General features: G+C 36.8%; 18 protein-coding genes. 12 read left to right on the top strand and 6 right to left on the bottom strand.

The features are described from left to right. Nucleotides 1-136 precede the first annotated feature (136 nt). The 11 genes from FNW21_RS08850 to FNW21_RS08900 all read left to right on the top strand — a co-directional run bounded on the left by FNW21_RS08850 (nucleotide 137) and on the right by FNW21_RS08900 (nucleotide 14,619). Nucleotides 137-352, top strand: a complete 216-nt coding sequence (locus FNW21_RS08850) for a hypothetical protein (RefSeq protein ID WP_144256382.1) — start codon at nucleotides 137-139, stop codon at nucleotides 350-352. A 162-nt stretch (nucleotides 353-514) separates the two neighbouring features. Then, the gene (locus FNW21_RS08855; protein ID WP_144256383.1) at nucleotides 515-2,479 is read left to right on the top strand and encodes a glycoside hydrolase family 127 protein; all 1,965 of its coding nucleotides are present in this window, start codon (nucleotides 515-517) and stop codon (nucleotides 2,477-2,479) included. 201 nt (nucleotides 2,480-2,680) lie between these two features. Then, a complete protein-coding gene (locus FNW21_RS08860; protein ID WP_144256384.1) occupies nucleotides 2,681-4,666 on the top strand; it encodes an alpha-L-arabinofuranosidase C-terminal domain-containing protein in 1,986 nt (661 codons plus the stop codon). A 167-nt stretch (nucleotides 4,667-4,833) separates the two neighbouring features. After that, complete coding sequence (locus FNW21_RS08865; protein WP_144256385.1) at nucleotides 4,834-6,522, top strand: ribulokinase; 1,689 nt, start codon at nucleotides 4,834-4,836, stop codon at nucleotides 6,520-6,522. After that, nucleotides 6,515-7,207, top strand: coding sequence for an L-ribulose-5-phosphate 4-epimerase (locus FNW21_RS08870; protein ID WP_144256386.1), 693 nt, complete (start codon nucleotides 6,515-6,517; stop codon nucleotides 7,205-7,207). Before FNW21_RS08865 ends, FNW21_RS08870 begins: the two co-directional genes overlap by 8 nt. 65 nt (nucleotides 7,208-7,272) lie before the next feature. Next, nucleotides 7,273-7,827, top strand: a complete 555-nt coding sequence (locus tag FNW21_RS08875) for a hypothetical protein (protein ID WP_144256387.1) — start codon at nucleotides 7,273-7,275, stop codon at nucleotides 7,825-7,827. Between the two features lie 79 nt (nucleotides 7,828-7,906). Then, a complete protein-coding gene (locus tag FNW21_RS08880) occupies nucleotides 7,907-8,482 on the top strand; it encodes a hypothetical protein (protein WP_144256388.1) in 576 nt (191 codons plus the stop codon). Between the two features lie 20 nt (nucleotides 8,483-8,502). After that, nucleotides 8,503-9,585, top strand: coding sequence for a hypothetical protein (locus tag FNW21_RS08885; protein WP_144256389.1), 1,083 nt, complete (start codon nucleotides 8,503-8,505; stop codon nucleotides 9,583-9,585). Beyond that, complete coding sequence (locus FNW21_RS08890) at nucleotides 9,518-11,773, top strand: T9SS type A sorting domain-containing protein (protein ID WP_144256390.1); 2,256 nt, start codon at nucleotides 9,518-9,520, stop codon at nucleotides 11,771-11,773. Before FNW21_RS08885 ends, FNW21_RS08890 begins: the two co-directional genes overlap by 68 nt. Nucleotides 11,774-11,808: 35 nt before the next feature. Continuing rightward, nucleotides 11,809-13,323, top strand: coding sequence for an L-arabinose isomerase (araA, locus tag FNW21_RS08895; protein WP_144256391.1), 1,515 nt, complete (start codon nucleotides 11,809-11,811; stop codon nucleotides 13,321-13,323). Between the two features lie 108 nt (nucleotides 13,324-13,431). Continuing rightward, nucleotides 13,432-14,619 carry an aldose epimerase family protein gene (locus tag FNW21_RS08900; RefSeq protein WP_144256392.1) on the top strand — a complete coding sequence of 396 codons (1,188 nt, stop codon included), beginning with the start codon at nucleotides 13,432-13,434 and terminating at the stop codon, nucleotides 14,617-14,619. A gap of 348 nt (nucleotides 14,620-14,967) precedes the next feature. Here the strand turns inward: FNW21_RS08900 and FNW21_RS08905 are convergent, their stop codons facing one another. Next, nucleotides 14,968-15,153 (bottom strand): pepsin/retropepsin-like aspartic protease family protein, encoded by a 186-nt coding sequence (locus tag FNW21_RS08905; RefSeq protein ID WP_144256393.1) that lies wholly within the window; start codon nucleotides 15,151-15,153, stop codon nucleotides 14,968-14,970. Beyond that, nucleotides 15,150-15,410 (bottom strand): hypothetical protein, encoded by a 261-nt coding sequence (locus FNW21_RS08910; protein WP_144256394.1) that lies wholly within the window; start codon nucleotides 15,408-15,410, stop codon nucleotides 15,150-15,152. Before FNW21_RS08910 ends, FNW21_RS08905 begins: the two co-directional genes overlap by 4 nt. A 272-nt stretch (nucleotides 15,411-15,682) precedes the next feature. Between FNW21_RS08910 and FNW21_RS08915 the strand changes: the two genes are divergently transcribed. Continuing rightward, nucleotides 15,683-15,991, top strand: a complete 309-nt coding sequence (locus tag FNW21_RS08915; protein WP_144256395.1) for a hypothetical protein — start codon at nucleotides 15,683-15,685, stop codon at nucleotides 15,989-15,991. 125 nt (nucleotides 15,992-16,116) lie between these two features. On the opposite strand, the gene FNW21_RS08920 is transcribed toward FNW21_RS08915, so the two are convergent. From FNW21_RS08920 to FNW21_RS08935, 4 genes are all read right to left on the bottom strand, one after another. Further along, complete coding sequence (locus FNW21_RS08920; RefSeq protein ID WP_144256396.1) at nucleotides 16,117-18,036, bottom strand: glycoside hydrolase family 97 protein; 1,920 nt, start codon at nucleotides 18,034-18,036, stop codon at nucleotides 16,117-16,119. A gap of 169 nt (nucleotides 18,037-18,205) precedes the next feature. Continuing rightward, nucleotides 18,206-21,106 carry an alpha-amylase family glycosyl hydrolase gene (locus tag FNW21_RS08925; RefSeq protein ID WP_144256397.1) on the bottom strand — a complete coding sequence of 967 codons (2,901 nt, stop codon included), beginning with the start codon at nucleotides 21,104-21,106 and terminating at the stop codon, nucleotides 18,206-18,208. A gap of 75 nt (nucleotides 21,107-21,181) precedes the next feature. After that, nucleotides 21,182-22,348, bottom strand: coding sequence for a hypothetical protein (locus FNW21_RS08930; RefSeq protein WP_144256398.1), 1,167 nt, complete (start codon nucleotides 22,346-22,348; stop codon nucleotides 21,182-21,184). Nucleotides 22,349-22,364: 16 nt separating this feature from the next. Then, nucleotides 22,365-23,960: a RagB/SusD family nutrient uptake outer membrane protein gene (locus FNW21_RS08935; protein WP_144256399.1), complete on the bottom strand. Its 1,596-nt coding sequence runs from the start codon at nucleotides 23,958-23,960 to the stop codon at nucleotides 22,365-22,367. Between the last annotated feature and the right edge of the window lie 9 nt (nucleotides 23,961-23,969).

The following is a 23,969-nucleotide window of genomic DNA, read 5'->3' on the forward strand; positions in this document are numbered from 1 at the left end:
TAAAACAAGAAAAATATTGTTAAATATATAAATAAAAAACAAAAAAAGTCGGAAGATTATTCTTCCGACCATTACTAGAATTTATGTTCGCTTTTTTCCTTTTCATATAAAGTGTAAACATTACGCTTGGGACACTTTGACAAAATCATTCGTTAGACAATATTCTGCCATGACTGAATATGGCGGTTGGGGTTTAAGACTCGGACTATTTGGAAAAGGTACAGCGTTTAACGTTTCTGGAGACAAAGGACTTCAACTAGAGTTCACGAACAATAAGAAATTGCTTATTGGCACAAATAAACCGGAACAGCTTATAGAGACATTGAGTAAAATAGGACAATTAAAACAATGATAAAAGGTCGCAAGTTGCTTGTAGGCATTATCAAAACAAAAAAATATTTAAATTATTTAAAATGTATTTTTTACACTTATTTTATTTAACTTGCACCTTACAAAAAAATAATACGTTTTGTTACAACAAGAAATCTTTAGCTAATTACACTAAATTCAACCAATGACATTTTTTAATTTTAAAAAAAACCTGCTGTATCTGGTCGTTTTAGTTTCCTTTTCGGGGAATACAAACGCACAGAAAACGATTCCTAAAAAATCAGGTTATTCCATTACACCCGTCAATATTCAGAATGTAAAATTAACAGATGCTTTTTGGTTGCCAATAATAAAAAAAGTACAAGAAAAAACCATCGAATACGCCATTCATAAATGTGAGGAAGAAGGGCGTCTGGACAATTTCTTGATTGCGGGCGGGAAGATGAAAGGAACCGTAAAAGGACAAATGCCTTTTGATGATACCGATGTGTACAAAATTATAGAAGGAGCCTCGAATACCTTAATCAGCGAACCCAACCCAAAGCTAGAAAAACTATTGGATTCGCTTATTGGAATCATCAAAATAGGTCAGGAAAAAGATGGGTATTTAACCACTTGGAGAACCATTAATCCAGCCAAACCGCCAGCACCATGGGTTCCTGTTATCGAGGGAAAGCGTTGGGAGTCCTTGCAAATCAGTCATGAGCTGTACAACTCCGGCCACATGATCGAAGCAGCAGTGGTGCATTATGAAGCCACTGGTAAGCGGAACTTCCTAGATATTGCCATCAAAAATGCCGATATGTTAGTGCGTACTTTTGGCGACAAGCCCAATCAAGTTCACGGCGTTCCCGGACATCAAATTGTAGAAACGGGCTTGGTAAATCTCTACCGAATTACGAACAATAAAGCCTACTTGGATTTGGCCAAATACTACCTTGACAACAGAGGAAACCCCAAAAACCATAAACTTTATGGTGCGTATTCGCAAGACGAAATTCCCGTTATTCAACAAAAAGAAGCCGTGGGTCATGCCGTGCGAGCCGTATATATGTACTCCGGAATGACCGATATTGCTGCAATATACAACGACAAAGCATACCTCGATGCCGTAAATAAAGTATGGACTAACGTTGTTACTAAAAAAATGTACCTCACAGGAGGCATTGGTTCACGACCTGACGGAGAAGCCTTTGGTGAGAACTATGAATTACCCAATCTTACCGCTTACAACGAAACGTGTGCTGCCATTGGCGATGTGTATTGGAATCACAGACTGCACAATTTAACTGGAAATTCTAATTATTTTGATGTCATTGAACGCTCTTTATACAACGGATTAATTTCTGGATTGTCATTAGACGGAAAACAATTTTTCTATCCCAATGCACTAGAATCAGATGGGGTTTTCAAATCCAACAGAGGTTCTTGCACTCGCCAATCTTGGTTTGATTGTTCGTGTTGCCCTACAAATTTGATTCGGTTTATTCCTTCCATTCCCGGATTGATTTATTCAACAAACAGAGACGTGCTGTATGTAAATTTATACGCTTCCAATACCGCAAAAATAACATTGGACAAAACCGATGTAGTACTTTCGCAACAAACTAATTATCCATGGGACGGCAAAGTGACTCTTACCGTTTTACCAAAAAAAGAAAGTGAATTTACCATCAAATTAAGAGTTCCGGGTTGGGCTAGAAATCAAGTGTTGCCAGGCGATTTATACCATTATAAAAGTGCCGCTTCCGCAAAAGTTACGCTGACTATAAACGGAAAACCTTTCGAATACAAAGAAAATAACGGATACATCACCATCAGCCGAAAATGGAAAAAAGGAGAAATCATAGAAATGAAACTCCCAATGGAAGTAAAAGAAGTAGTGACCAATACCAAAGTAGAAAGCAACAAAGGAAAAGTAGCGCTAGAATACGGGCCAATTGTGTACGCTATTGAAGAAATTGACAATGCAACCAACTTTGATAAAATCACTGTGGATGCCAATGACACTTTCAAAGTAACCAAAGAAGCAGCCCTTTTAGAAGGTGTAAATACCATTCAAACCAATAAATTAAAAGCCATTCCGTATTATTCTTGGTCAAATAGAGGTGTTGGAAAAATGAAGGTTTGGATTGATTATAAGGAGTAAAAAAGAGAATGACAGTAAGGAGAAACAGGTGTTTTTGAATAGCCTCCAGCTTTAGGAGGAGGAATAAAAATAAATATCAAATTGGCATTAGCCAAAAGGCATATAATTTTGGCTAAAGCCAATGAATACAATTGCAAATTTCAAACCCTCCAGCTAAAGCAGGAGGCAATTAAAAAAATGAAACCTTAAACAAATAGGACAATGAAACCAAATATAATAACCAAAATTACCCTTTGTGGGCTTTTACTAAATGGTATTTATACCCAGGCACAAAAAACAAATCTCGAAGTAAATACCACCAAAACCATTACCAAAATTCAGCCTACCATGTATGGCGTATTTTTTGAAGACATCAACTTTGCTGCCGATGGTGGTTTATATGCTGAAATGGTCAAAAACCGTTCATTCGAATTTGAAACACCGCTTATGGGTTGGACACAACCCAACAGCGACACGCATTCGTTCAACAAACAATCCGGTATTGCCACGACCATCAAAGTATTGGAAAACAAAACCAATCCAAATTTTTGCCGCGTGCTTATCAATGATGACAAAGGATTTGAAATGATAAATGAAGGATTCCGTGGTATGGGAATCAAGAAAGATGCCCAATACAATCTTTCGCTAAAAGCCGCCAACCCAAGTGGAAGCATCAAAAAAATCATCATTCAGTTTATTGATAAAAACAAAAAAGTGTTAGGCGAAACCAGCATTACACCTACGGCAAAAGAGTGGCAAAACTATACCGCCGATTTTACAGCAACACAAACCGAAGCAAAAGCACAATTAAAAATTACTTTTCAAGGAACCGGGACGATTGATTTGGATATGATTTCTTTGTTTCCAGAAGACACTTGGAACCATCGAAAAAACGGTTTACGCAAAGACATCGTGCAATTATTGTATGACATGAAACCCGGATTCTTGCGTTTTCCTGGAGGCTGTATCGTTGAGGGAAGAACCTTGGCACAACGCTACCAATGGAAAAAAACAGTGGGTGATGTGGACAAAAGAGAAACATTAATCAACCGTTGGAATACCGAATTTGCACACAAACCTGCTCCCGATTATTTCCAAACCTTTGGATTAGGGTTTTATGAATATTTTCAACTTTCCGAAGATATTGGGGCAGCTCCGCTTCCTATCTTGAGTTGCGCTATGGCCTGTCAGTTCAACACAGGTGAATTGGTTCCGTTGGCCGAATTAGACCCTTATGTACAAGATGCTTTGGATTTAATTGAATTTGCAAACGGTAGCATCACTACTCCTTGGGGCAAAGTTCGTGCTGATATGGGACACCCAAAACCCTTTAATTTAAAACATATTGGAGTTGGAAACGAACAATGGGGTCCACAATACATTGAAAGATTCAAGGTTTTTGAAAAAGCTATAAAAGATAAATACCCAAATATGATCATTGTATCTGGCGCAGGACCATTCCCTGATGGCGATTATTTTGATTACGGAATGCAAGAACTCAAAAAACTAAATGCCGAAATTGTGGACGAACATTATTATAAAAATCCAAAATGGTTTAGAGATAATGTAACGCGTTATGATAATTACGATCGTAAAGGTCCTAAAGTATTTGCTGGAGAATATGCTGCCCAAAGTGTGGCAATTGCCAGTCCAGACAACAAAAATAATTGGGAATGTGCGTTCTCTGAAGCTGCTTTTATGACGGGTCTGGAACGCAATGCCGAAGTAGTTTATCTTACCTCCTACGCTCCTTTGATGGCGCATGCCGAAGCTTGGCAATGGACACCCGATATGATATGGTTCAACAACCTCGAAGCCTACGGATCGGCCAATTATCAGGTGCAAAAATTATTTTCTACCAACAAAGGAACCGATTTATTAGCCATTACCAAAGACGGAAAACCCGTAATTGGGCAAAACGATTTGTTTGCATCGGCGGTTAAAGAAGGTACTACCAAAGAAGTAATTGTAAAAATAGTCAACACTTCATCAAAAACGCAAGCCATTACAGTTGATTTAAAAGGAAGCAAATTACAATCAAAAGGAACTGTTATTACACTAACAAGCCCTAATCTGGAAGATGAAAATTCGTTTGCTGCACCTAAAAAAATTAGCCCAATAGAAAGCGAGTATCTGTTAAAAAATAACGTTGCAGCATTGCAACTTCCAGCTTATTCCGTAACGGTTTTGAAGTTGAAAATGAAATAATCGCAATAGAATAAGTTTGTTGCTAACATTTACTTTTGGTTTCGCTACCAAACAACTGTTTTTATGCTATTTTAATAAAAATTTTAAGGCTAAATTAAATTAAGTGTTTTTTATACACTTATAAAATAAATATACTATATTTGTACTTATATTAAAACGATTTCGGGATGAAAAATTATGTTATAGGATTAGATTACGGAACAGATTCTGTTCGAGCAATGCTAATAGACACAGAAAATGGACAAGAAATAGCATCGAACGTATGCCAATACAAGCGTTGGGCAACCAAGGAATATTGCAACGCCTCTATAAACCAGTTTCGTCAGCACCCACTCGATCATATCGAAGGTTTAGAAAGTACCATAAAATATGTGGTTGAAAACAGTAAAGTTTCACCTTCGCAAATAAAAGGGATTTGTGTAGATACAACCGGATCCTCTCCAGTTCCTGTTGCTCAAGACGGAACACCATTGGCATTGACCAAGGGTTTTGAACACAATCCAAACGCAATGATGATCCTCTGGAAAGACCATACTGCTATCAATGAAGCGAACGAAATTAACGAGCTTTCAGCCAATTGGGGTGGCGAAAATTTCACCAAATACGTGGGTGGAATCTATTCCTCCGAATGGTTTTGGGCAAAAATTCTACACATTGCCAGACAAGACGAAGCCGTAAAAAATGCCGCTTACACTTGGATGGAACATTGCGATTTGATGACCTATTTATTAATTGATTCCAAAGATTTAAAAACATTCAAAAGAAGTCGTTGCGCAGCGGGACACAAAGCCATGTGGCACGAAGACTGGAATGGTTTGCCTCCTGAAGAATTCCTAGGACAATTGCATCCTTACTTAGCTGCTCTTCGTGGTCGCTTGTATGACGAAACCTATACATCCGATCTTGTTGCAGGTACGTTGAACCAAGAATGGGCAACCCGTCTAGGACTTACGACCGATACGATAATTGCAGTAGGAACTTTCGATGCGCATTCTGGTGCTGTAGGTGCCAAAATTGAAGAAAATACTTTGGTTCGCGTAATGGGAACCTCAACCTGTGATATTATTGTTGACTCCAAGGAATCTATTGGTCCCAAAACAGTTCGTGGCATTTGCGGACAAGTTGATGGCTCCGTAATCCCTGATTTTATTGGTCTAGAGGCAGGACAATCTGCTTTTGGCGATTTATTGGCTTGGTACAAAGAGTTACTTTTATGGCCAACCGATCATTTATTAGCCACTTCTACCCTTTTGACAGACGAACAAAAAGCAGCATTAAAAGCCGAAATCAGTGATAATTTAATCATTGAATTAACCGCCGAAGCCGAAAAAATTCCATTGTCCGAAAGCGTACCAATCGCTTTAGACTGGATCAACGGAAGACGAACTCCAGATGCCAATCAAGGAATAAAAAGTGCCATTTCGAATTTATCATTAGGGACAAAAGCGCCACATTTATTCAAGTCATTGGTGAACGCCATTTGTTTTGGATCCAAAAAAATAGTGGATCGCTTTGAAGAAGAAGGCGTAAAAATCAATAGCGTTATCGGAATTGGTGGTGTGGCTAGAAAATCGCCTTACATCATGCAAACCCTTGCCAATGTGCTTAATAAGCCTATCAAAATTGCCGCTTCAGACCAAACACCCGCATTGGGAGCAGCCATTTATGCTGCTGTTGCCGCAGGAATTTATCCTACGGTAATCGAAGCTAGTCAAAAAATGGGAAGCGATTTTGATGGTGAATATTTCCCGCAATTAGACAAAGTAGCGGCATACAACAAGTTGCTTTTGGCCTACGACCAGTTAAGCACATTTGCCGATCCGTCACTAAAAAAACAACAGGAACAGTATGTATAAGGATTTAAAACAAGAATGCTACGAAGCCAATATGCAATTAAATGCGCTGAATTTGGTGGTTTATACTTTTGGAAACGTAAGTGCGGTTGACCGAGTAAATGGTGTTTTTGCCATCAAACCAAGCGGCGTTCCTTACGAAGATTTAAAACCAGAGGATATTGTCATCGTTGATTTTGACAACAACACTATCGAAGGCAGTATGCGTCCCTCATCAGATACCAAAACGCATGCTTACTTGTATAAAAATTGGCCAAACATTGGCGGTGTTGCGCATACGCACGCCACGTATTCCGTAGCATGGGCGCAATCGCAAAGAGATATTCCTATTTTTGGAACCACACATGCCGATCATTTAACGGCTGATATTCCGTGTGCTGCGCCAATGGCAGACGCCCTTATCGAAGGCAATTACGAACACAATACTGGAATTCAAATCTTGGATTGTTTCAAAGAAAAAAACCTTTCCTACGAAGAAGTAGAAATGATTTTGATAGGCAATCACGGGCCATTTGCTTGGGGAAAGAATGCTGCCAAAGCGGTTTATAACAGTAAAGTACTCGAAGTCGTAGCCGAAATGGCGTACTTGACTTTGCAAATAAACCCAAATGCACCCCGATTAAAAGATTCTTTAATCAAAAAACATTACCAGCGCAAGCACGGTAAGGATTCGTATTATGGGCAGTAACGATTTTAGATTGCAGATTTTAGAATAAAGAAAATAGAGTTAAAAAAATAGAATAAATAGACGGTTTGAAACAAACTCAAAATCAGGACAAATTGAATGTAAGAAAAATAATCTCTTTGCTAACACTGCTTTTTGTTTGGCAATTTCAAGCACAAGAAACTAATAAATTAAAAATAAAATCAATTGATTATGGTGCAATTGGAATTTATACAAATTTAGATAAAAATGGTGCTAGAGGTTACTGTTCCAATATTGAGTTGGTATCAAATTATCAAAGAAGCCTGTATTCGGTTAACTATACTTTAGGTTTTGGAATCACGGAAAAAGACAATAAAATACACGATTTACAGGGTTTCATGTCGGTAGATGCATTGTATGGCAGGATAATTAAAGTTTCTAGAACAATCGTTTTTGAACCTTATTTAGGATTAGGTTACATCATTCAAAGCAATACAGCTGATGCAGGAGGTAAAAGTGCTATTGGATTTCCAATAAGAGCAAAATTCTTATTTCAAGCAAGTAAAAAATTTGCTATTGGTTTAAACCCAAATGCTACTGTAAATAATGTTCATACGATATATTCAGCAAATGTTATTTTAAGATTTGGATTTTTAAATTAAATCTAAATCTTAAAATAAAATCAAAAAAATAGTTTACAAGAAAAATAACTAATGAGTAAAAGTTTCTAAAACATTTCTTATGAGAAAATTACTTTTTTTATTCGCAACAATTACGTTATTAATCTCTTGCAACAAAGACGATGACAAATCTACAAATCCAATAGATCAACTCCCACCAGCCACACAAACGGGTGCAAATACTGCGGGCTGTTTAGTAGACGGAAAAGCTTTTTTGCCTAAAGGAACAGGTTTAGGAGGACCTGTTTTAAGTTGTTTTTATTATCAAAGCCAAACTGGTTATCGTTTTGGATTAAGCATTAACTATAAAACATTTGATTTCATAAAATCTATTCAATTTAGTACCAATACAATTCAATTAATAGAAAACAAAACGTATAATTTAACAGCAGAATCTAAAGACATAAACAATAATTATTATATTTCAAACTTTGGAGAATATTATATCCTGACAAATACAGGAGCAGGAGATGTAAACTATTCAACAACAAATGTAGCAACAGGAGAACTTAAAATTACAAAGCTAGATATGCAACGATTCATCATATCGGGTACATTTTGGTATGATGCTGTAAATGCCAATAATGAGAAAGTACAAGTTAGGGAAGGTAGATTCGATGTGCATTATTCAAATTAATAATTATCAAATCCTATAAAATGGAACAAAATATATTTCGTGTCAAGGTCGTATTAGTAAATGTAATCTGTTTATTAACAACTCTTTTCGTTTCTTCCCAAACCACTCTGCCACCCACTTGGATCGGACCAACTCCTGGCGAAATAACAATTGACGGTCAAAATGATCAAATAAACACAGAATTTGCAACAAAAATAAATCTTGCTTTCCAGTTGCTTGAAAAAAATAGAGTCCCTAATGGATTACTCAAAGATTATGCTTTTGAGTTTGCAGAACTTTCGGCATATAACGGTGTAGTTACAGACACAAATTATGTAACACCTGTAGCCCTAAAAACAATATATAATACATTAATGATGTCTAGGATTCATGCAAACGCAAGCCAATTTATTACTCCACAAGATTATGAACAGCGTTGGTTAAATAACAGAACAGCTACTGTTATTACTTTAAGTGGCTTACTTTTTAATTATTCTCAATTCAAGACAAATGCTACAACAACTGGGAAATTAGATATTGTAAATAACCAATATAAAGATAAATACACTAATGGAATTTGGCAGAATCCATATGACAGTAAATTAGCATTTGCTATAGCACCTAGTGTACGAACATATAAAGGATACAATTTTTCTGTAAGATTCCCACAAAATTTGTGGATTACAAATACAACTCAAACCATACAATCATTACAAATAGATACCGATGATGGATTAGGATTTAGAAATATAACCTTTGGGCAAAATATTGCTGTGGCTTACACCAATACAGGAATTAAACATTGGCTTTATAGAATGATTTTAAGTGATGGAAAAATATTAAATAGCCATTCTAAAATATTTGTTGAAGAAGGAGTGCTTACATCAGGGCAACCTACCGCCACTAATCCTGTTTATGGGAGGGTTGACATTACTGCAACAACAGCATTTGAAGGCAGTTATGGTTCTGCTAAAGTGGAAATTGATTATGCTTCAGCTGACCATAAAATAAGAAAACCACTAATAGTTGCAGAAGGTTTTGATCCAGGGGTTATGATTGCTCCTGAGGAAGAATACGGTTTTACTAGTATTAAAGATTTTAAAAAATACAATTTTGGAATCTAATAGTGTACAACTAAAATCCATACTTACAGATATAAACACCAAACAATATGATATCATTTATGTAGATTGGAACAATGGGGTAGATTACATTCAAAAAAATGCTTATGTCTTACAGGAAGTCATAAAATGGGTAAATGAGCAAAAAATAATTAGTGGCAGTATCACTCCCAATGTCGTTTGGGGACAGAGTATGGGAGGACTTATTGCTCGCTATGCCTTAAAAAATATGGAGGATTCAGGTATTCCACATCAGACTAATCTCTATATAAGTCATGATGCTCCACAACAAGGAGCAAACATCCCTATGGGGTATCAATATTTTAGCCGTCATGCTTTACATCAATATGTACAAGCGCCATTAGCTTTTTTGGGAGGAGAAATTATTTTGCCATTATTTACTGATGGAGTTACTCCACTAGATTATTTAATGTTACAAAATACACCCGCAGCTCGACAAATGCTTATTAATTATATAGACGTAGACTATTCTATAAACAATACAAAACACAACTCTTGGCAAACTGAGCTAAAAACAAAAGGGTATCCTAGTATTCGAAAAATTGCTATAAGTAATGGAAATCATTGTGCAATTCCACAAAACGCAACTGCGGGTTCACAATTACTATCTTTTGATGGAAACTATAGTACTGGTTGGTTAACAGATATGGTTCTAACTATTTTCCCGGGTGTAAATGAAACAATATTTAAAACATTAGCTGTTTTTACAAATGAACCTGAATTTTTAATAGGTATTCTTCCTGGAGGTAATAAATTAAAGTTAGATTTTAAGGTAAATTCTTTGCCAAATTCTAGTATTAATCAGTTGTATAAGGGGAAAATTACTTACACTAAAAAACTATTATGGGTACTTCCTATTAATGTTACTATTACTGATAAGAGCATAAATTCACCTTCGAATACCTTGCCTTTTGATTATTATCCTGGTGGGGCGTTTGATACTGGTATACGAAATTCAAGTTCTGCAACCGGAACAAATTTTTGGCAACAAGCATTAGTAAAGTATAAAATGAGTATAGCAACAGAGCCAACTTTCTCGTTTGTTCCTTCTACAAGTGCATTAGACATCAGTAAAGGAAATATAATTCTGATTGATGGAGATTATTTAATGAAATATAATTCACAAACACCTCCTGTTACACCAAAAGATAGTCCTTTTCAGAATTTCACTACTTCATTTCAAAATTCATTCGTTGTAGCACAAGATAATTATTCTAGCACAAATGAACATCATATATATCTAAATAATAAAAATGCAGATTGGTTAGCAAAAGAAATAGACAACATGCCCAATAACAATCAAATTTTTAACTGTTCTTATTTCTGTTCTGGGAATACCCCTATTTCGATAACAGGAAACACAAGCATAAACAACTCTATATCTGGATGTGGCAGTAGTATCTATTCCATCCCAAATGTTGTCGATATTTATCGTTGGACAGTTACCGAAAATTCAAATTATGTAACACTCACTGGCGACACAACAAATACAGCTACCTTAACGGCAGTTTCAGGCTTTAGCGGAAACAGCACTTTATCTCTAACTTATGGTTCTGAAATCTGTGGGTATGCAACAATCACAAAAAGAATTTGGATAGGACAACCTACATTCAATGTTCAAAAAGTTATTGACAGCTGTGGTGCTTATCGTTTCACAACACTGACAATTACAAACACAGACACTTCACATACGTATGATTATTCATTTTTTGATTTACCAACAGGAGTAACTTATAGTAGCACATCCTATAATACTTTTCTGTTCAAAATAGCAAACACTTATACCCAAAATTATTTTACTTATGGTGTCAAAGCTATTTTAGGTTGCTCAAGTAGTTCTTATCATAATTACACTACACTTGGAAGTTGCCCAACAACTACGAGTACGTTACGAACTGCCACAACTACAGATACCACCACCATATATGATGTCTATCCAAATCCTACAAGTGATATTTTGAATATTTCATTAATAGATGAAAGCAATGCTCCTGTAACAACTTCAAAAATTACAGCAACATTATATGATTTGAATGGCAAAGAAAAACAAAGTGCTACAGTCAATAACAATATTGCATCTCTAAATGTTAACCATCTCAAAAAAGGAATATATGTATTAAAAATAAATATTGATGGGCAAATAGAAACTCATCAGGTAATTATAGAATAGAAAAATAATAGAAGTAAACAATAAAACAAAAAACAATGATAGATATCTCTCAAAAAGAAATTTGGTTTGTAGTAGGAAGCCAAGAATTGTACGGCGAAGAAACACTGCGTAAAGTAGCCGAGCATTCGCAAATAATAGCCAAAGGGTTAGACGCTTCATCACACATTCCTGTAAAATTAGTATACAAAGATGTCGTAAAATCGCCTGCGCAAATTACCAATGTGTGTTTAGAAGCCAATTCTAATAAAAACTGTATTGGTATCATCGCTTGGATGCATACGTTCTCTCCAGCCAAAATGTGGATTGGTGGTTTGAGTATTCTAAAAAAACCGTTGTGTCACTTACATACGCAGTTCAATGCCGAAATTCCATGGGCTTCTATGGATATGGATTTTATGAATTTGAATCAATCGGCGCACGGAGATAGAGAGTTTGGTTTTATCATGTCTAGAATGCGCAAAAAACGCAAAGTAGTAGTAGGGCATTGGGAGGACGAACGCGTACAAAAAAAATTAGGCATTTGGTCCAGAGTTGTTTTAGGTTGGAATGAGTTTCAAAACCTAAAAGTAGCCCGATTTGGAGACAACATGCGTGAAGTTGCTGTAACCGAAGGAGATAAAGTCGAAGCCCAAATCCGTTTTGGTTTTTCGGTAAATGGTTTCGACTCTTCGGATATCACTAAAAAAATTGATGCCGTTTCAGTTGCCGATACGAATGCTTTGGTAAGCGTTTATGAAGCCTCGTACACATTGGCTCCAGCCTTACAAGAAGGAGGCGAAAAGAGAGCGTCATTGCTAGAAGCTGCCCGAATAGAATTGGGTTTAAGAGCATTCCTTGAAGAAGGTGGTTTTGGTGCTTTTACGGATACTTTTGAAAATTTAGGATCTCTAAAACAATTGCCAGGAATTGCTGTACAACGCCTTATGGCCGATGGATACGGTTTTGGTGGTGAAGGCGACTGGAAAACAGCGGCTTTAGTCCGTGCGATGAAAGTCATGAATGTAGGACTCGAGAACCAAGGCGGAACTTCTTTCATGGAAGATTACACCTATCATTTCACGCCTCAAAAATCATACGTTTTGGGCTCTCACATGCTGGAAATTTGTTCTTCTATTGCCGATGCAAAACCGTCTTGCGAAGTACATCCGTTAGGCATTGGTGGAAAAGAAGATCCTGTTCGTTTGGTTTTTAATGTCGCGGCAGGAAATGCCATCAACGCATCATTAGTGGATATGGGGAACCGTTTTAGACTCATTGTAAACGAAGTAGAAGCCGTAAAACCAATGGCTGATTTGCCTAAACTTCCTGTAGCCCGTGTGTTATGGGATTGCAAACCAGACCTAGATATTGCTGCAACAACTTGGATATTAGCGGGTGGCGCACACCACACTGTTTACAGCCAAGTCATTACTACTGAATATATGGAAGATTTTGCCGATATTGCAGGTATCGAATTACTTGTTATTGATGAAAAAACAACCCTTAGAGATTTTAAAGACAAAATCAATGCTAACGAAGCGTATTTTCATTTGTTCCAAAACGGTTTATAAAAGAGTGAAGAGTGCGTAGTGAAAATCGTAAACAGAGTTCAGCTTATATATTTTTGCAATAACTTTTGACTTTATGACTTTAACAATAACTAAAAAAATAACTAAATTATGAATGTAATAAAACGTTGTATTTATGGGATTTCCATTATGAGTTTGACCAGTATGAATGTGCAATGCAAAAGCGATAAAAAAACAGAAACACCTGCTACAACTCTGGAAGCCAAGGCTACCGATTCGGTTTCTATTGCAAAAACTCCTTATGGCAAAACGGCCAAAGGCGAACAAGTGGATCGTTTTACCTTGAAAAATCACCACGGAATGGAGGTCAACATCCTTACTTACGGCGGTATTATTGCTTCGCTAAAAGTGCCTAACAAAGCCGGTGTTTCGGAGGAAGTGGTTATTGGTTTCAATTCGTTGGAACAATACACGAAGGCAAATCCCTATTTTGGAGCCCTTATTGGACGGTATGGTAACCGAATTGCAAAGGGCAAATTTACATTAGACGGAAAAGAATATTCATTAGCAATCAACAATGCTCCCAATGCGCTGCATGGCGGACCAGAAGGTTTTCACAGAGTAATTTGGACTGCCGAGGAAGCCAAAGGTGGCAATGCTGCTTCCTTAAAATTGAAATATGTGAGCAAAGACATGGAAGAAGGTTATCCCGGAAACCTAACCGTTTTTGTGACCTACACGCTCAACAAGAACAATACTTTGGACGTGCAATATGAAGCTACAACCGACAAAAAAACGGTGGTAAACTTAACACAACATTCGTATTTTAACTTGTCAGCTGATTTTACAAAGCCAATTTTGGATCATGAAGTTACTATTGATGCCGACAAATTAATTCCTGTAGATGCCACTTTGATTCCTACAGGTCAATTAACGGATGTAACCAATACGCCTTTTGATTTTAGAAAAGCCAAAAAAGTAGGAACTGCCATCGAGGCCAATGATGATCAGTTAAAAAAAGGATTGGGTTACGACCACTGCTGGGTTTTGAACAACCAAGGCAAAGGAGACCGTTTTGCTGCCTCGGCGTATGATGCGGGAAGCGGACGTTTACTAGAAGTGTATACGGATCAACCCGGAATTCAATTTTACACTGGAAATTTCCTTGACGGAACACTCCCAATGCGAACTGGCGGAACGTATGCACACCGAACCGGTTTTTGTTTAGAAACACAACATTACCCCGATTCTCCCAATCAAAAAGCGTTTCCAACAACGGTTTTGAATCCTGGAGAAAACTATAAAACAAAAACTACATTTAAATTCTCTGTGAAATAATTAAAAAAAACAACTAACTATTATAGATTAGTTTTTCTACCCATAAATAAGATGATTGGTTATTGTTTGTAATTATGGAATTAGTTAGTAACCCCGAAAATTGTATTTTCGGGGTTTTTTTTGTTTAAAGGATTGATATAGTTTCTTTTTTATGTTACTGAAATTGTGTTTTCATTAGTATCGATACAAAATTTTGTTCCTTCTAAAAAATCAAGACCAAGAAGTCCGTTGTAATCAGAAAAAATTCCGTGAGCAATAAAATCATAAACTTGAATTTCAAATTTCTGTTTTTCAATTCCTAATGACGTGAAACTATCAATTTCAAAAACTTCGGTTTCTATAATTCCGTTAGCAGTTTCTATTTCGACCGATACTATCCTTTAAATCGTGACCAAGTAAATACAATGCGTTACTATCAATTGTTGTATTTGTTGCTCCTGTATCAAGAATCATTTTTAATTCATACTTTTTGTCAATCTCAATGTTTACCAATATTAATCCACTTTCGAGTTCTCTTTTAAATTTGTAAATCATTTTTTTGTGATTCGATTAAAAATTCCAGTAATTTTACGAGTTGGTCTAAATGTACCAGTATAAATCAATGTTATCTTGTCAAAATTTGATGTTTTATCTCGTCCAATATAACAAACTTCTTTTTTGTCTTTGCTATGGTACAATGGAATTCCTGATATTACATCAAGTTTACTTTCGTCCATATTTGGATTGCCAAGCAAAACCCACTCATCTGGATATAGACTCTTAATTTCAGATATGTTTATTAATTGTGTCATTTTAATTGGATTTAATAATACTCAAATTTACAATTTATTTTAATTTAATCGAATTCAAATTTTAGATATTATATGACTTGAATTCTCTGTATTACGGGTTATTTTTGCCAACAATTGAACCTGGCTCAGATTAAAGTTTATCAACAGACTACCAATTGAATTTTGTCAGGTAATAAATATAGGGTAAATTAGCGTTTAAACTAGAAACAAATCGAACAAGAACTTCGTTATTCAAGTGTTTTTATCTTGCATGCCTGTATATAATTTATTAAATGATGGACATAGAAAATATAATATCGGGAGTTATTAAACGTGGTCAATTAAGAAGAATACAAGTTGTTTTACACAAAAACTGGAACGTAGAAAACAGATTTATAAATCGAAATTGGAAGGAAGAAATAGACTATATAAAAAAAGGGAGAGGTGGATTATTACCAATTACTATTTCCGTTGCGTTTATTAATGAAGATTGTAATATCGAAACTACAAAAGACAACATCATAAAAACAAAACAAATCATTGAAAACACCCTGAAATTTCAGCTACTAAAACACAATTACAACTTATCAAAACCAAGATAATAATCCATAGTTTTAAAAGTAATTTAGTCTAAAATTATTCTTTGGGAAGTTTCAATTTCTAATCAAAAAAAAACTCGAAAGCACAAACTAACGAGGTTTTTAATCAGTTAAAATCTTTCTACAAATTAAATTTTCACGACAAATCCGTCATGTGGTTTTAGGGTCACTTTTAGTTTGGTGTTTTTTGAAACAGTAAGTTGTTGCCATCCTTTTTCGTTTTCGGAAATGAGGAATCCTTTGGAATTGGTTACAAATGACAAATCAATTTCGATTTCTTTGGGAGTGTTTTCGCCATTGATTCCTACGATGTGCCAAACGTTGTCTTTTTTTCGTGCCATAATAATATACTTTCCAGGATAACCGTCAATGAATTTAGAATCGTCCCAATTGGTTGGAATGTCTTTGAGATAATCGACAACGTATTGTGGCATTTTGGCCATTCCTTCGGGGATTTCGGCAATGTGTTGCACACCCGATAGGAATAAAACGGGTAAGGCAAGCTCAAAAGCTGGCGTGGTTTTACGAGTGATATTTGGGATTGAATCGAGTACCATTGGGGTAAAATCCATTGGGTCAAAAACATTTCGGGCAAAGGGTAACATCGCACAATGGGAAGGGGCTAAATCCGCAATGTCTTGAAAAAAGGTTATGTACTCGTATCCTTTTACGGCTTCGGTGGAAACTAAATTGGGATAGGTACGTTGCCAACCTCTTGGTAATGTAGCACCGTGGAAATTTACCATCAATTTATGAGTTGCGGCATCGACCAACATGTCGTGGTAATACCCAATCATGGATTGTCCGTCGCCACCAAAAAAATCAACTTTGACGCCTGCAATTCCCATTTCGGTGAGTTTTGAGAATTCCCTATCTCTATCGGCATGGGTTATCAATTTGCTCTTTGGATGGTACTCGGTACTGTTCCAAGAACCTGATGAATTGTACCAAACCAGTAGTTTTACGTTTTTCCCTTTGGCGTAAGCGGCCAAGTCTTTCATTTTATCATATCCAATTCGGGTGTCCCAATCGGCATCGACCAAGCAATACGGCCAATTCATATTGGCAGCATAATCGATGAATTTATGGGTAGTTTCATAGTTTACCGACTCATCTTTTAGCAAAACCCAACTCCAAGAGGACAGTCCGCTTTTTATAAAAGAAGTATCCATAGGAATTGCAGGCGTGGCAAGATCGGTTCCCAAGGTACTCTCGGTGATGGTTTTTAAGGAGCCTACAGTGATGATGCGCCATGGGGTGAACCAAGGCAAAGTAGATTCTGGATTCAAGGCACCGTTAGGAAAAACCTCTTCTTTTTGAGGAAAAGTAACTTGCATGGCTTTTGAAACGTCATTATAAACCAGTCGGCTGCCGCAATAATTCCTGGGTAATCCAACCTCCGAAACCAAAAGCCACGTGTCATTGGTATGGAACAAAGCGGGATAAACCCAGCCTTCGCCAATAGCGGGCTTCGTGTTTACGGGAACACCCATAGCGTAATGCTCTTCATAGGACGGGTTGGTTTCTTTCCATCCTGTTTTGGCTTTAGACATGGGTTGCAACCACGCTTTGGCGGAAGCATCAAAATTATAACTGGTTTTTTCTAGGATAATTTTCTTGATTTCGGGAGATGTTTCTGGAAAATGATACCGAAATCCTATGCCGTCATTCGAAATTTGAAAAATGATATTCATTGCTTTCCCTTGACTATTTTTTAGACTTACAGTATATTGATTGGCTTGGTAGCCAATGTTTTTGCGTTTGCCTTGTAGCATGGCATAATTGTCGGTTATTGGTTTTGCTTTTGAAACGGCAACTATTTTTAAATTAGTATAAAAATTGCCGTCTTCGCGAATGATTCCAAGTTCCGAAGCATTGACTACGAGTTTGTCGTTGTAAAATACTTTGTAATTTGGGCTCTTTTTGGCGTTCAAATAGAATGCAACTTTTATGGTTTTATCAGCGTTAACAAAGGAATAATTGGTGGGTTTTCCAGCAAATAAATGCAATGAAACGACCAATAAAAAGAGGTTACATAATTTTTTCATAGTTAAGTGTTTATTTTACACTTACAATAATACAAAAATAAAAGCAGATACATTAAGTTTACTACAAAATATAATATAACTGCAATCCAGCTTGATTTTTTGTTTAAAAAATAAAAAAGCAGCAGTAAACGATTGCCTACTGCTGCTTTGTATTGGAGAAAATAAAAAATTATTTTTTTATGAACTTCATCATTTTTATGGTAGTATCCTCTTGGATTACTTTGACAAAATACAAGCCTTGGGGCAAGTCGTTTATCAGGTACGAATACTCTTGGGTAGTAGCCGTAAAAGTTTTGACTAATTGTCCTGTGAGCGAATACACTTGAACTTTGCTCGCATTCAGGGATAATTTAAAATAAGTTGCGGCAGGATTTGGATACAATTTTAATTCTTGAATACCATCAAAAACGGTGGTGCCTAACGTGCTGGCTTGGTTGCCATAAATTCTAAAATCGCCAGCAGGAATGCTAATTACCGCATTCACATCTGTAATATCAAGAGGCGAATTATCCATTAAATTGTACCATTTTCCAGCATACGGAAAACCAGTTACCACGTTTTGAGTGGTTACATTAAAATTGGCCAAAATCAAAACGTCCTTCAGTTGTGTGGATGACAAATTGCTATTGGTTATTTTTATATTAGGATACAAATTGCTCACACTGGGCATGGTTACCGTTCCTAGAAAAACGGGCTCGGTGGTTTTAAGTACAATTATTTTGGCCCAATCTGTATAAATTTTGCCCCTACTCACATCCGTCAACCAGTTGTTTACCCATTGTGGTTGTGGCTTGGTGTCTAATTTACAATTGCCTGAAATGGTAGCAGAGTCGTCATTTACAGTGCCATTATTACAGGTGAATATGGATTTATCCCAACCCAATTCACCAAAATGCCAAATCATTTTAGGTCCAGGAACCAACAAGGACACTGCACCAATTGCTGACATTCTAGAGAGTGCCGTAGCCAATGTTTTGACATTATGAGCTGTATTTGTACTGTTGCCATATTGCAAATTTTTGTACATTAAACGCTCTTCGTCATGACTTTCGGCGTAGCCCATTAATCTGTTTTTGGTAAATCCTCTCGAAGCACTATTCATTCTCGAAATGTTGCTGGTATAGCCCATGGACAATTCATTGTACTGGCTGTTCATGATTCCCCACAACATAATTCCTTTGCTTGGTGTTTCGGTAATTTTATAATTTGCCCATTGTTGCTCTTCGGTGTCGCCACCTAAATGTTCAAAAATGGTATAATGTGTAGGATCTAAACTCCAAGAATAATCGGCATAGGATTTTAGTACCGCCACACGATCTGCTTGATAGGATCCGGTACAAGCCTCTTGTCCACCCGCAACTGTTGACGGGCAGTTTTGAGTAAATCCTTTGGTTAAATCCCAACGGAAACCATCAATTTTGAACTCTTCAACCCATTGTTTAATAACACGCTTTACATAGTTTTGAGTGCGAGGTTGCTGATGATTCAAATCTTCACCCACACTGTAACTGTGCATAGCAACGGTATTAAAATAGGGATTCTCTGTAGATGGTGAACCCCAACCATCTCCATCAGGATCATTCATCCACATTCTGACCATTGGATTTCGTCCAAAAGCATGGTTTAAAGCCACATCCAAAATGACGGCAATCCCATTTTGATGGCACAAATCAATGAACTCTTTTAACTTATCGGCGGTGCCGTAAAACTTATCTAAAGCCAAATGAAAAGAGGTATTATAGCCCCAACTTTCGTTGCCTTCGTATTCCATTATTGGCATTAACTGAATCGCATTGACTTTTAAATTTTTGAAATAATCAATTTTATCAATCAAACTCTGAAAATTTCTGTTGGCATCAAAATCTCTAATGAGTACTTCATATACAACCAGTTTTTCTTTTTCAGGTTTCACAAAATTAGTAGTTGCCGCGCTCCAAGCATACGGCGTTTGTCCCGTTTTTAAAACAGTTACTTCACGTTCTTGCCCGCTAGGATAAGCAGGTAAGTTAGGATAGGTTGCTGCAGGAATACCCGAATCATCATAAGGAGATAAGACCAAAGTAGAATAAGGATCGGCGGTTTTTACTAATGATGGCGTACCCGCAATTGGGGTGGCATCGACTACCCAGTATTGATAGGAATAGCTTGTTCCATCAACTAAACCGGTTAATTCTAACCAAAATTTAGTAGAATTAGGTGTTGCATCTTTCTTCATGGCATAGCTATCATTGGGTTGCCAATTGTTGAAACTTCCCGCCACGTAAACAAAATCTTTGAAAGGTGCGTCTAATACTAACGTTGCTTTGGTTGCATCCAAAGGATCATAATTGATTCCGTCTAGCAAGCCAGCAGGCATCGTCTCGATTAGTGTGGTTGGACTAACAACAACATTGAATTTTTTAGAAATTAGTGTTGTCCCTTGGGTAACTACTAACTCATAATTTTGATTGGTCGTGATGTTATTTTGAGTAAATGAATAACTGACCGTACTTGTATTTGTATTTATGGAAACGCCATTGGCTTTCAAATTATAACTGGCGGCTCCATTGGTATTTGTTGCTGTAATTGTTGTACTAGCTCCCGAAGCGAGTATTGTAGTACTGTTTTGTAATGGCGCTGTCAAAGTCACTTGAAAAATGCCCACCTCGGCAAATAAATCTTGTGATTTTTTATCGCCAGTACCGTTTTTGGCTTTAATCAAAAACCCAATTTTACCAATTCCTGTTGCATTGTAATACGTGGTTGGTGTAATGGTTTTGCTGTACGTATCAGTGGTGGCATCGTAGGTAAATTTACTCGCCTCATCCGAAACTGTCCAAGAACCATTAAGGGGAGTTCCCTTGGGCGTAGTATCATTAGTATCAAAAGCCCACGCCCATAAATAAAGGGAATGATCCGAAACACCCCAAGAAGATTCCGTTATGGAATTGCCATTTATGGTAATGGTTATTGCTGCAGTTTCCTCAAAAGTCGCTGGGGTTACACTATAGGTAACCTTTTGCAACAACTGTCCCGATGCTGAAATACAAAACAGGAATAGGAACAGGAATAAGTGTACGATTTTTTTCATGGTATTTGGATTTTAAATGAAAATGAAAAAAGGGCTATTAAAAAAATAGCCCTTTCAATAACGATTTATAAAAATCTAATTTGGATTTAATGTCACGGTATAAGTATAGTTTCTTGCTTTACTTACATCAATGGCAAGGTCGTATTTTTGTTTGGTTCCATCATTAGTCCCTGGAACAGTAATATCTCCTGCAGTACCTGTTACTTCGGTCAATACATTAGGTGTTGTACTACTCCCTAAAATAGAAACTAATGTAGTTGTGGCACCCGGTGGAACAGATGCAGGTGTACCTACCAAATCTCCAATCCAATCATTAGATTTGAATTTGAATTTTCTTCCTTTAAACAATTCGATTGTAATTTTCCAACTATTTTTGTTGCCTTCATCTGTCATAGGAACTGCATTTGCTGAACCCGGATTATTACGAACTCCTAATCCAAAAACACCAAAAGCTTTGATACTTTTTACTGAATATTTTAAAGCTCCAGTTGTCAAATCAGCTTTTACTTGATAGTCTCCGGCTTTGTCAATTACGATACTTGTTGTACCGCCTTGCACCAGAATACCTCCTGCACCACCATAAATTATTGGCGCAGCAAAACTACCACACGCATCTGGTTGATAGAATTTATAGCTACCTGCTTCAAGATACATATACCCTTCGTAATCATTGAATTTATCAAATCTTGAGGCTGCAATTTGAGGAGCAGCTGCTGGAGTGGCACCATCTTTTACAAAACCTAACAAAGGCAAATTAGTAGAATATCCTGTAACTGCAACAGTAATTGGGTTAGAGTATTGAATAAAAGCATTTCCTACCACTTTACCCACAGTAGATTTTACTCGAATATCAATGTTCATTACGCCACAATTGTAGGTTGGCAATTGGTTGATTAACGTATTGAACTCTTTTATAGTCAAGGTACAGGTTGTTTCAGGAGCTAATGCTAAACCAATACCTGTATACGTTACTGGATTAACATAATTAGGATCTTTATCATGATCCGAGATAATCACTTCGTATGTAGAAGCCGCAGCAACACCATTGTCAGCTCTGTCCCAAACCATATTGTTGTACACAAGTGCATCATTTGCCTGAAGCAATACCGTAGGAGGAGGAGTTGTTGAAGCATCTTTCAACTCAAAACCATTTGCGGTTGGTATTGGTTCTTTGTCATTGGTACAAGAACCTAATGCAATAAGCAAAAATGCAAAAACGGTTGTTTTTAATATATTTTTCATTGATAATAGTTAAATATTAATATCCTGTATTTTGAGTCAAATTGGGATTAGATTGAATCGCTTTTAAAGGAATTGGGAATAAGTTATACGATTCTGGTATAGCAGTTCCGTTTTTCACACCACCTTTCCAAGGCCATAAATACGATCCACCTGTAAATTTTTCAAAACGAATTAAATCCGTTCTACGATGTCCTTCAAAATTTAATTCTCTTGCTCTTTCGTCAAGAATATAATCTAACGTTAACTGCCCCAAAGTTATAGTAGCTGCGTGAGATCTAATTCTAATGGCATTTACATATTGTAATGCTTCGGCAGTAGTTCCTCCACCGCCTCTTAATACAGACTCGGCATACATTAAGTACACATCGGCTAATCTAAACAAAGGGAAATCGGTTCCTGAAAAATAAGTTGGGCTTGAGGTTCCTGCGAAATTTGAGTTTCTAAATTTGGTTGAAGGATATCCATCCGTCCACGTTTTGTAGTTTGTCATTTCAAAACTATGTCTTTTGGCAGGATCTACATCATTGGCGTTAGACCAGAACAAGTGTGCTCTATCATCAGAGGAAGCGTCTAATTGATCGGCACTGTTTCCAAATAAACCATACCAAGCTTTGGTTGCTCTATGTCCTCCCCAGCCGTCAGTTGCTCCATAATCGCTCAACTGCATCGATGCTGAATTCAAACTTCCAAGTACTAAATAGGTTGTGTTCCCGTAACTTTGGCTAATTAATGGATCTGCAATCAAGGCGTAAATAATTTCGTTTTTGGCAGCTGTTTTATCATTATCGGCACAAAACAAACTTTGGAAATTAGGTGCTAATGAATAGCCACCTTCGTCAATTACTTTTTTAGAATACTTCAAAGCATCGGCATAACGGGCTGTTCCTGTGTATACTTTGGCGTTCAAATACAATTTAGCCAATAACATTCTACCACAAGCTTTATTGGCTTGACCATACCCATTGGTAACTGGTAATTTGTCCTCAATATCTAGTAATTCTTTTTCAACAAAATCAAACAATTCTTGTCTAGTCGATTCTTTTTTAAGTACCGTACTTCCCAAATCAGCTTCGGTCAACAAAACTCCTTTTCCAAAACAATCAATCAAATAATAGTAGGCCAAAGCACGTAAAAAACGCATTTCGGAGATTACTTGATCTTTACCACTAATGTTATAGGTATTCATTTGCGCAATAACTTGATTGGCTTGAGGCACGGTGTAATACACACGATTGTACATGTAGCGCATGAACTTATTGTTCTCATCCCAGTTTGCAGTAGTAGTCAATTGGTCAAGACCATTATCACCCCAACGGTTTTTCATATCATCTGCAGAGAAATCTTGCAAGTTGATAATTCCTCTCAAGAATGGAGATTCTCCTGCATCATCGCCAGGCGTATCGGTGCTTGCAGGTCCAGAAGCACCTGACAAAGCAAAGGATCCGTATACTTTGGAAATTAATCCCGCAAGTCCTGGTTGCTCTACTAACAATTGAGCCAAACTCTTGTCTTGTCCTTTAGGCTCTGTATCTAGATCCCCAGTACAACTTATCGTTAGGAATAAAACTAGCATTATCCCTAATCCTATTTTATTAATTTTAAAATTTTTCATACTATTATT

The sequence above is a fragment of the Flavobacterium restrictum genome (genome assembly GCF_007097245.1).
GTDB classification, from domain to species: domain Bacteria; phylum Bacteroidota; class Bacteroidia; order Flavobacteriales; family Flavobacteriaceae; genus Flavobacterium; species Flavobacterium restrictum.

What these genes read in the sequence shown, in the direction of transcription:
- FNW21_RS08855 (WP_144256383.1), top strand. Translation starts at nt 515, where the DNA reads ATGACATTTTTTAATTTTAAAAAAAACCTGCTGTATCTGGTCGTTTTA.
- FNW21_RS08860 (WP_144256384.1), top strand. Translation starts at nt 2,681, where the DNA reads ATGAAACCAAATATAATAACCAAAATTACCCTTTGTGGGCTTTTACTA.
- FNW21_RS08865 (WP_144256385.1), top strand. Translation starts at nt 4,834, where the DNA reads ATGAAAAATTATGTTATAGGATTAGATTACGGAACAGATTCTGTTCGA.
- FNW21_RS08870 (WP_144256386.1), top strand. Translation starts at nt 6,515, where the DNA reads ATGTATAAGGATTTAAAACAAGAATGCTACGAAGCCAATATGCAATTA.
- FNW21_RS08880 (WP_144256388.1), top strand. Translation starts at nt 7,907, where the DNA reads ATGAGAAAATTACTTTTTTTATTCGCAACAATTACGTTATTAATCTCT.
- FNW21_RS08885 (WP_144256389.1), top strand. Translation starts at nt 8,503, where the DNA reads ATGGAACAAAATATATTTCGTGTCAAGGTCGTATTAGTAAATGTAATC.
- araA (WP_144256391.1), top strand. Translation starts at nt 11,809, where the DNA reads ATGATAGATATCTCTCAAAAAGAAATTTGGTTTGTAGTAGGAAGCCAA.
- FNW21_RS08900 (WP_144256392.1), top strand. Translation starts at nt 13,432, where the DNA reads ATGAATGTAATAAAACGTTGTATTTATGGGATTTCCATTATGAGTTTG.
- FNW21_RS08905 (WP_144256393.1), bottom strand. Translation starts at nt 15,153, where the DNA reads ATGATTTACAAATTTAAAAGAGAACTCGAAAGTGGATTAATATTGGTA.
- FNW21_RS08910 (WP_144256394.1), bottom strand. Translation starts at nt 15,410, where the DNA reads ATGACACAATTAATAAACATATCTGAAATTAAGAGTCTATATCCAGAT.
- FNW21_RS08915 (WP_144256395.1), top strand. Translation starts at nt 15,683, where the DNA reads ATGATGGACATAGAAAATATAATATCGGGAGTTATTAAACGTGGTCAA.
- FNW21_RS08920 (WP_144256396.1), bottom strand. Translation starts at nt 18,036, where the DNA reads ATGAAAAAATTATGTAACCTCTTTTTATTGGTCGTTTCATTGCATTTA.
- FNW21_RS08925 (WP_144256397.1), bottom strand. Translation starts at nt 21,106, where the DNA reads ATGAAAAAAATCGTACACTTATTCCTGTTCCTATTCCTGTTTTGTATT.
- FNW21_RS08930 (WP_144256398.1), bottom strand. Translation starts at nt 22,348, where the DNA reads ATGAAAAATATATTAAAAACAACCGTTTTTGCATTTTTGCTTATTGCA.
- FNW21_RS08935 (WP_144256399.1), bottom strand. Translation starts at nt 23,960, where the DNA reads ATGAAAAATTTTAAAATTAATAAAATAGGATTAGGGATAATGCTAGTT.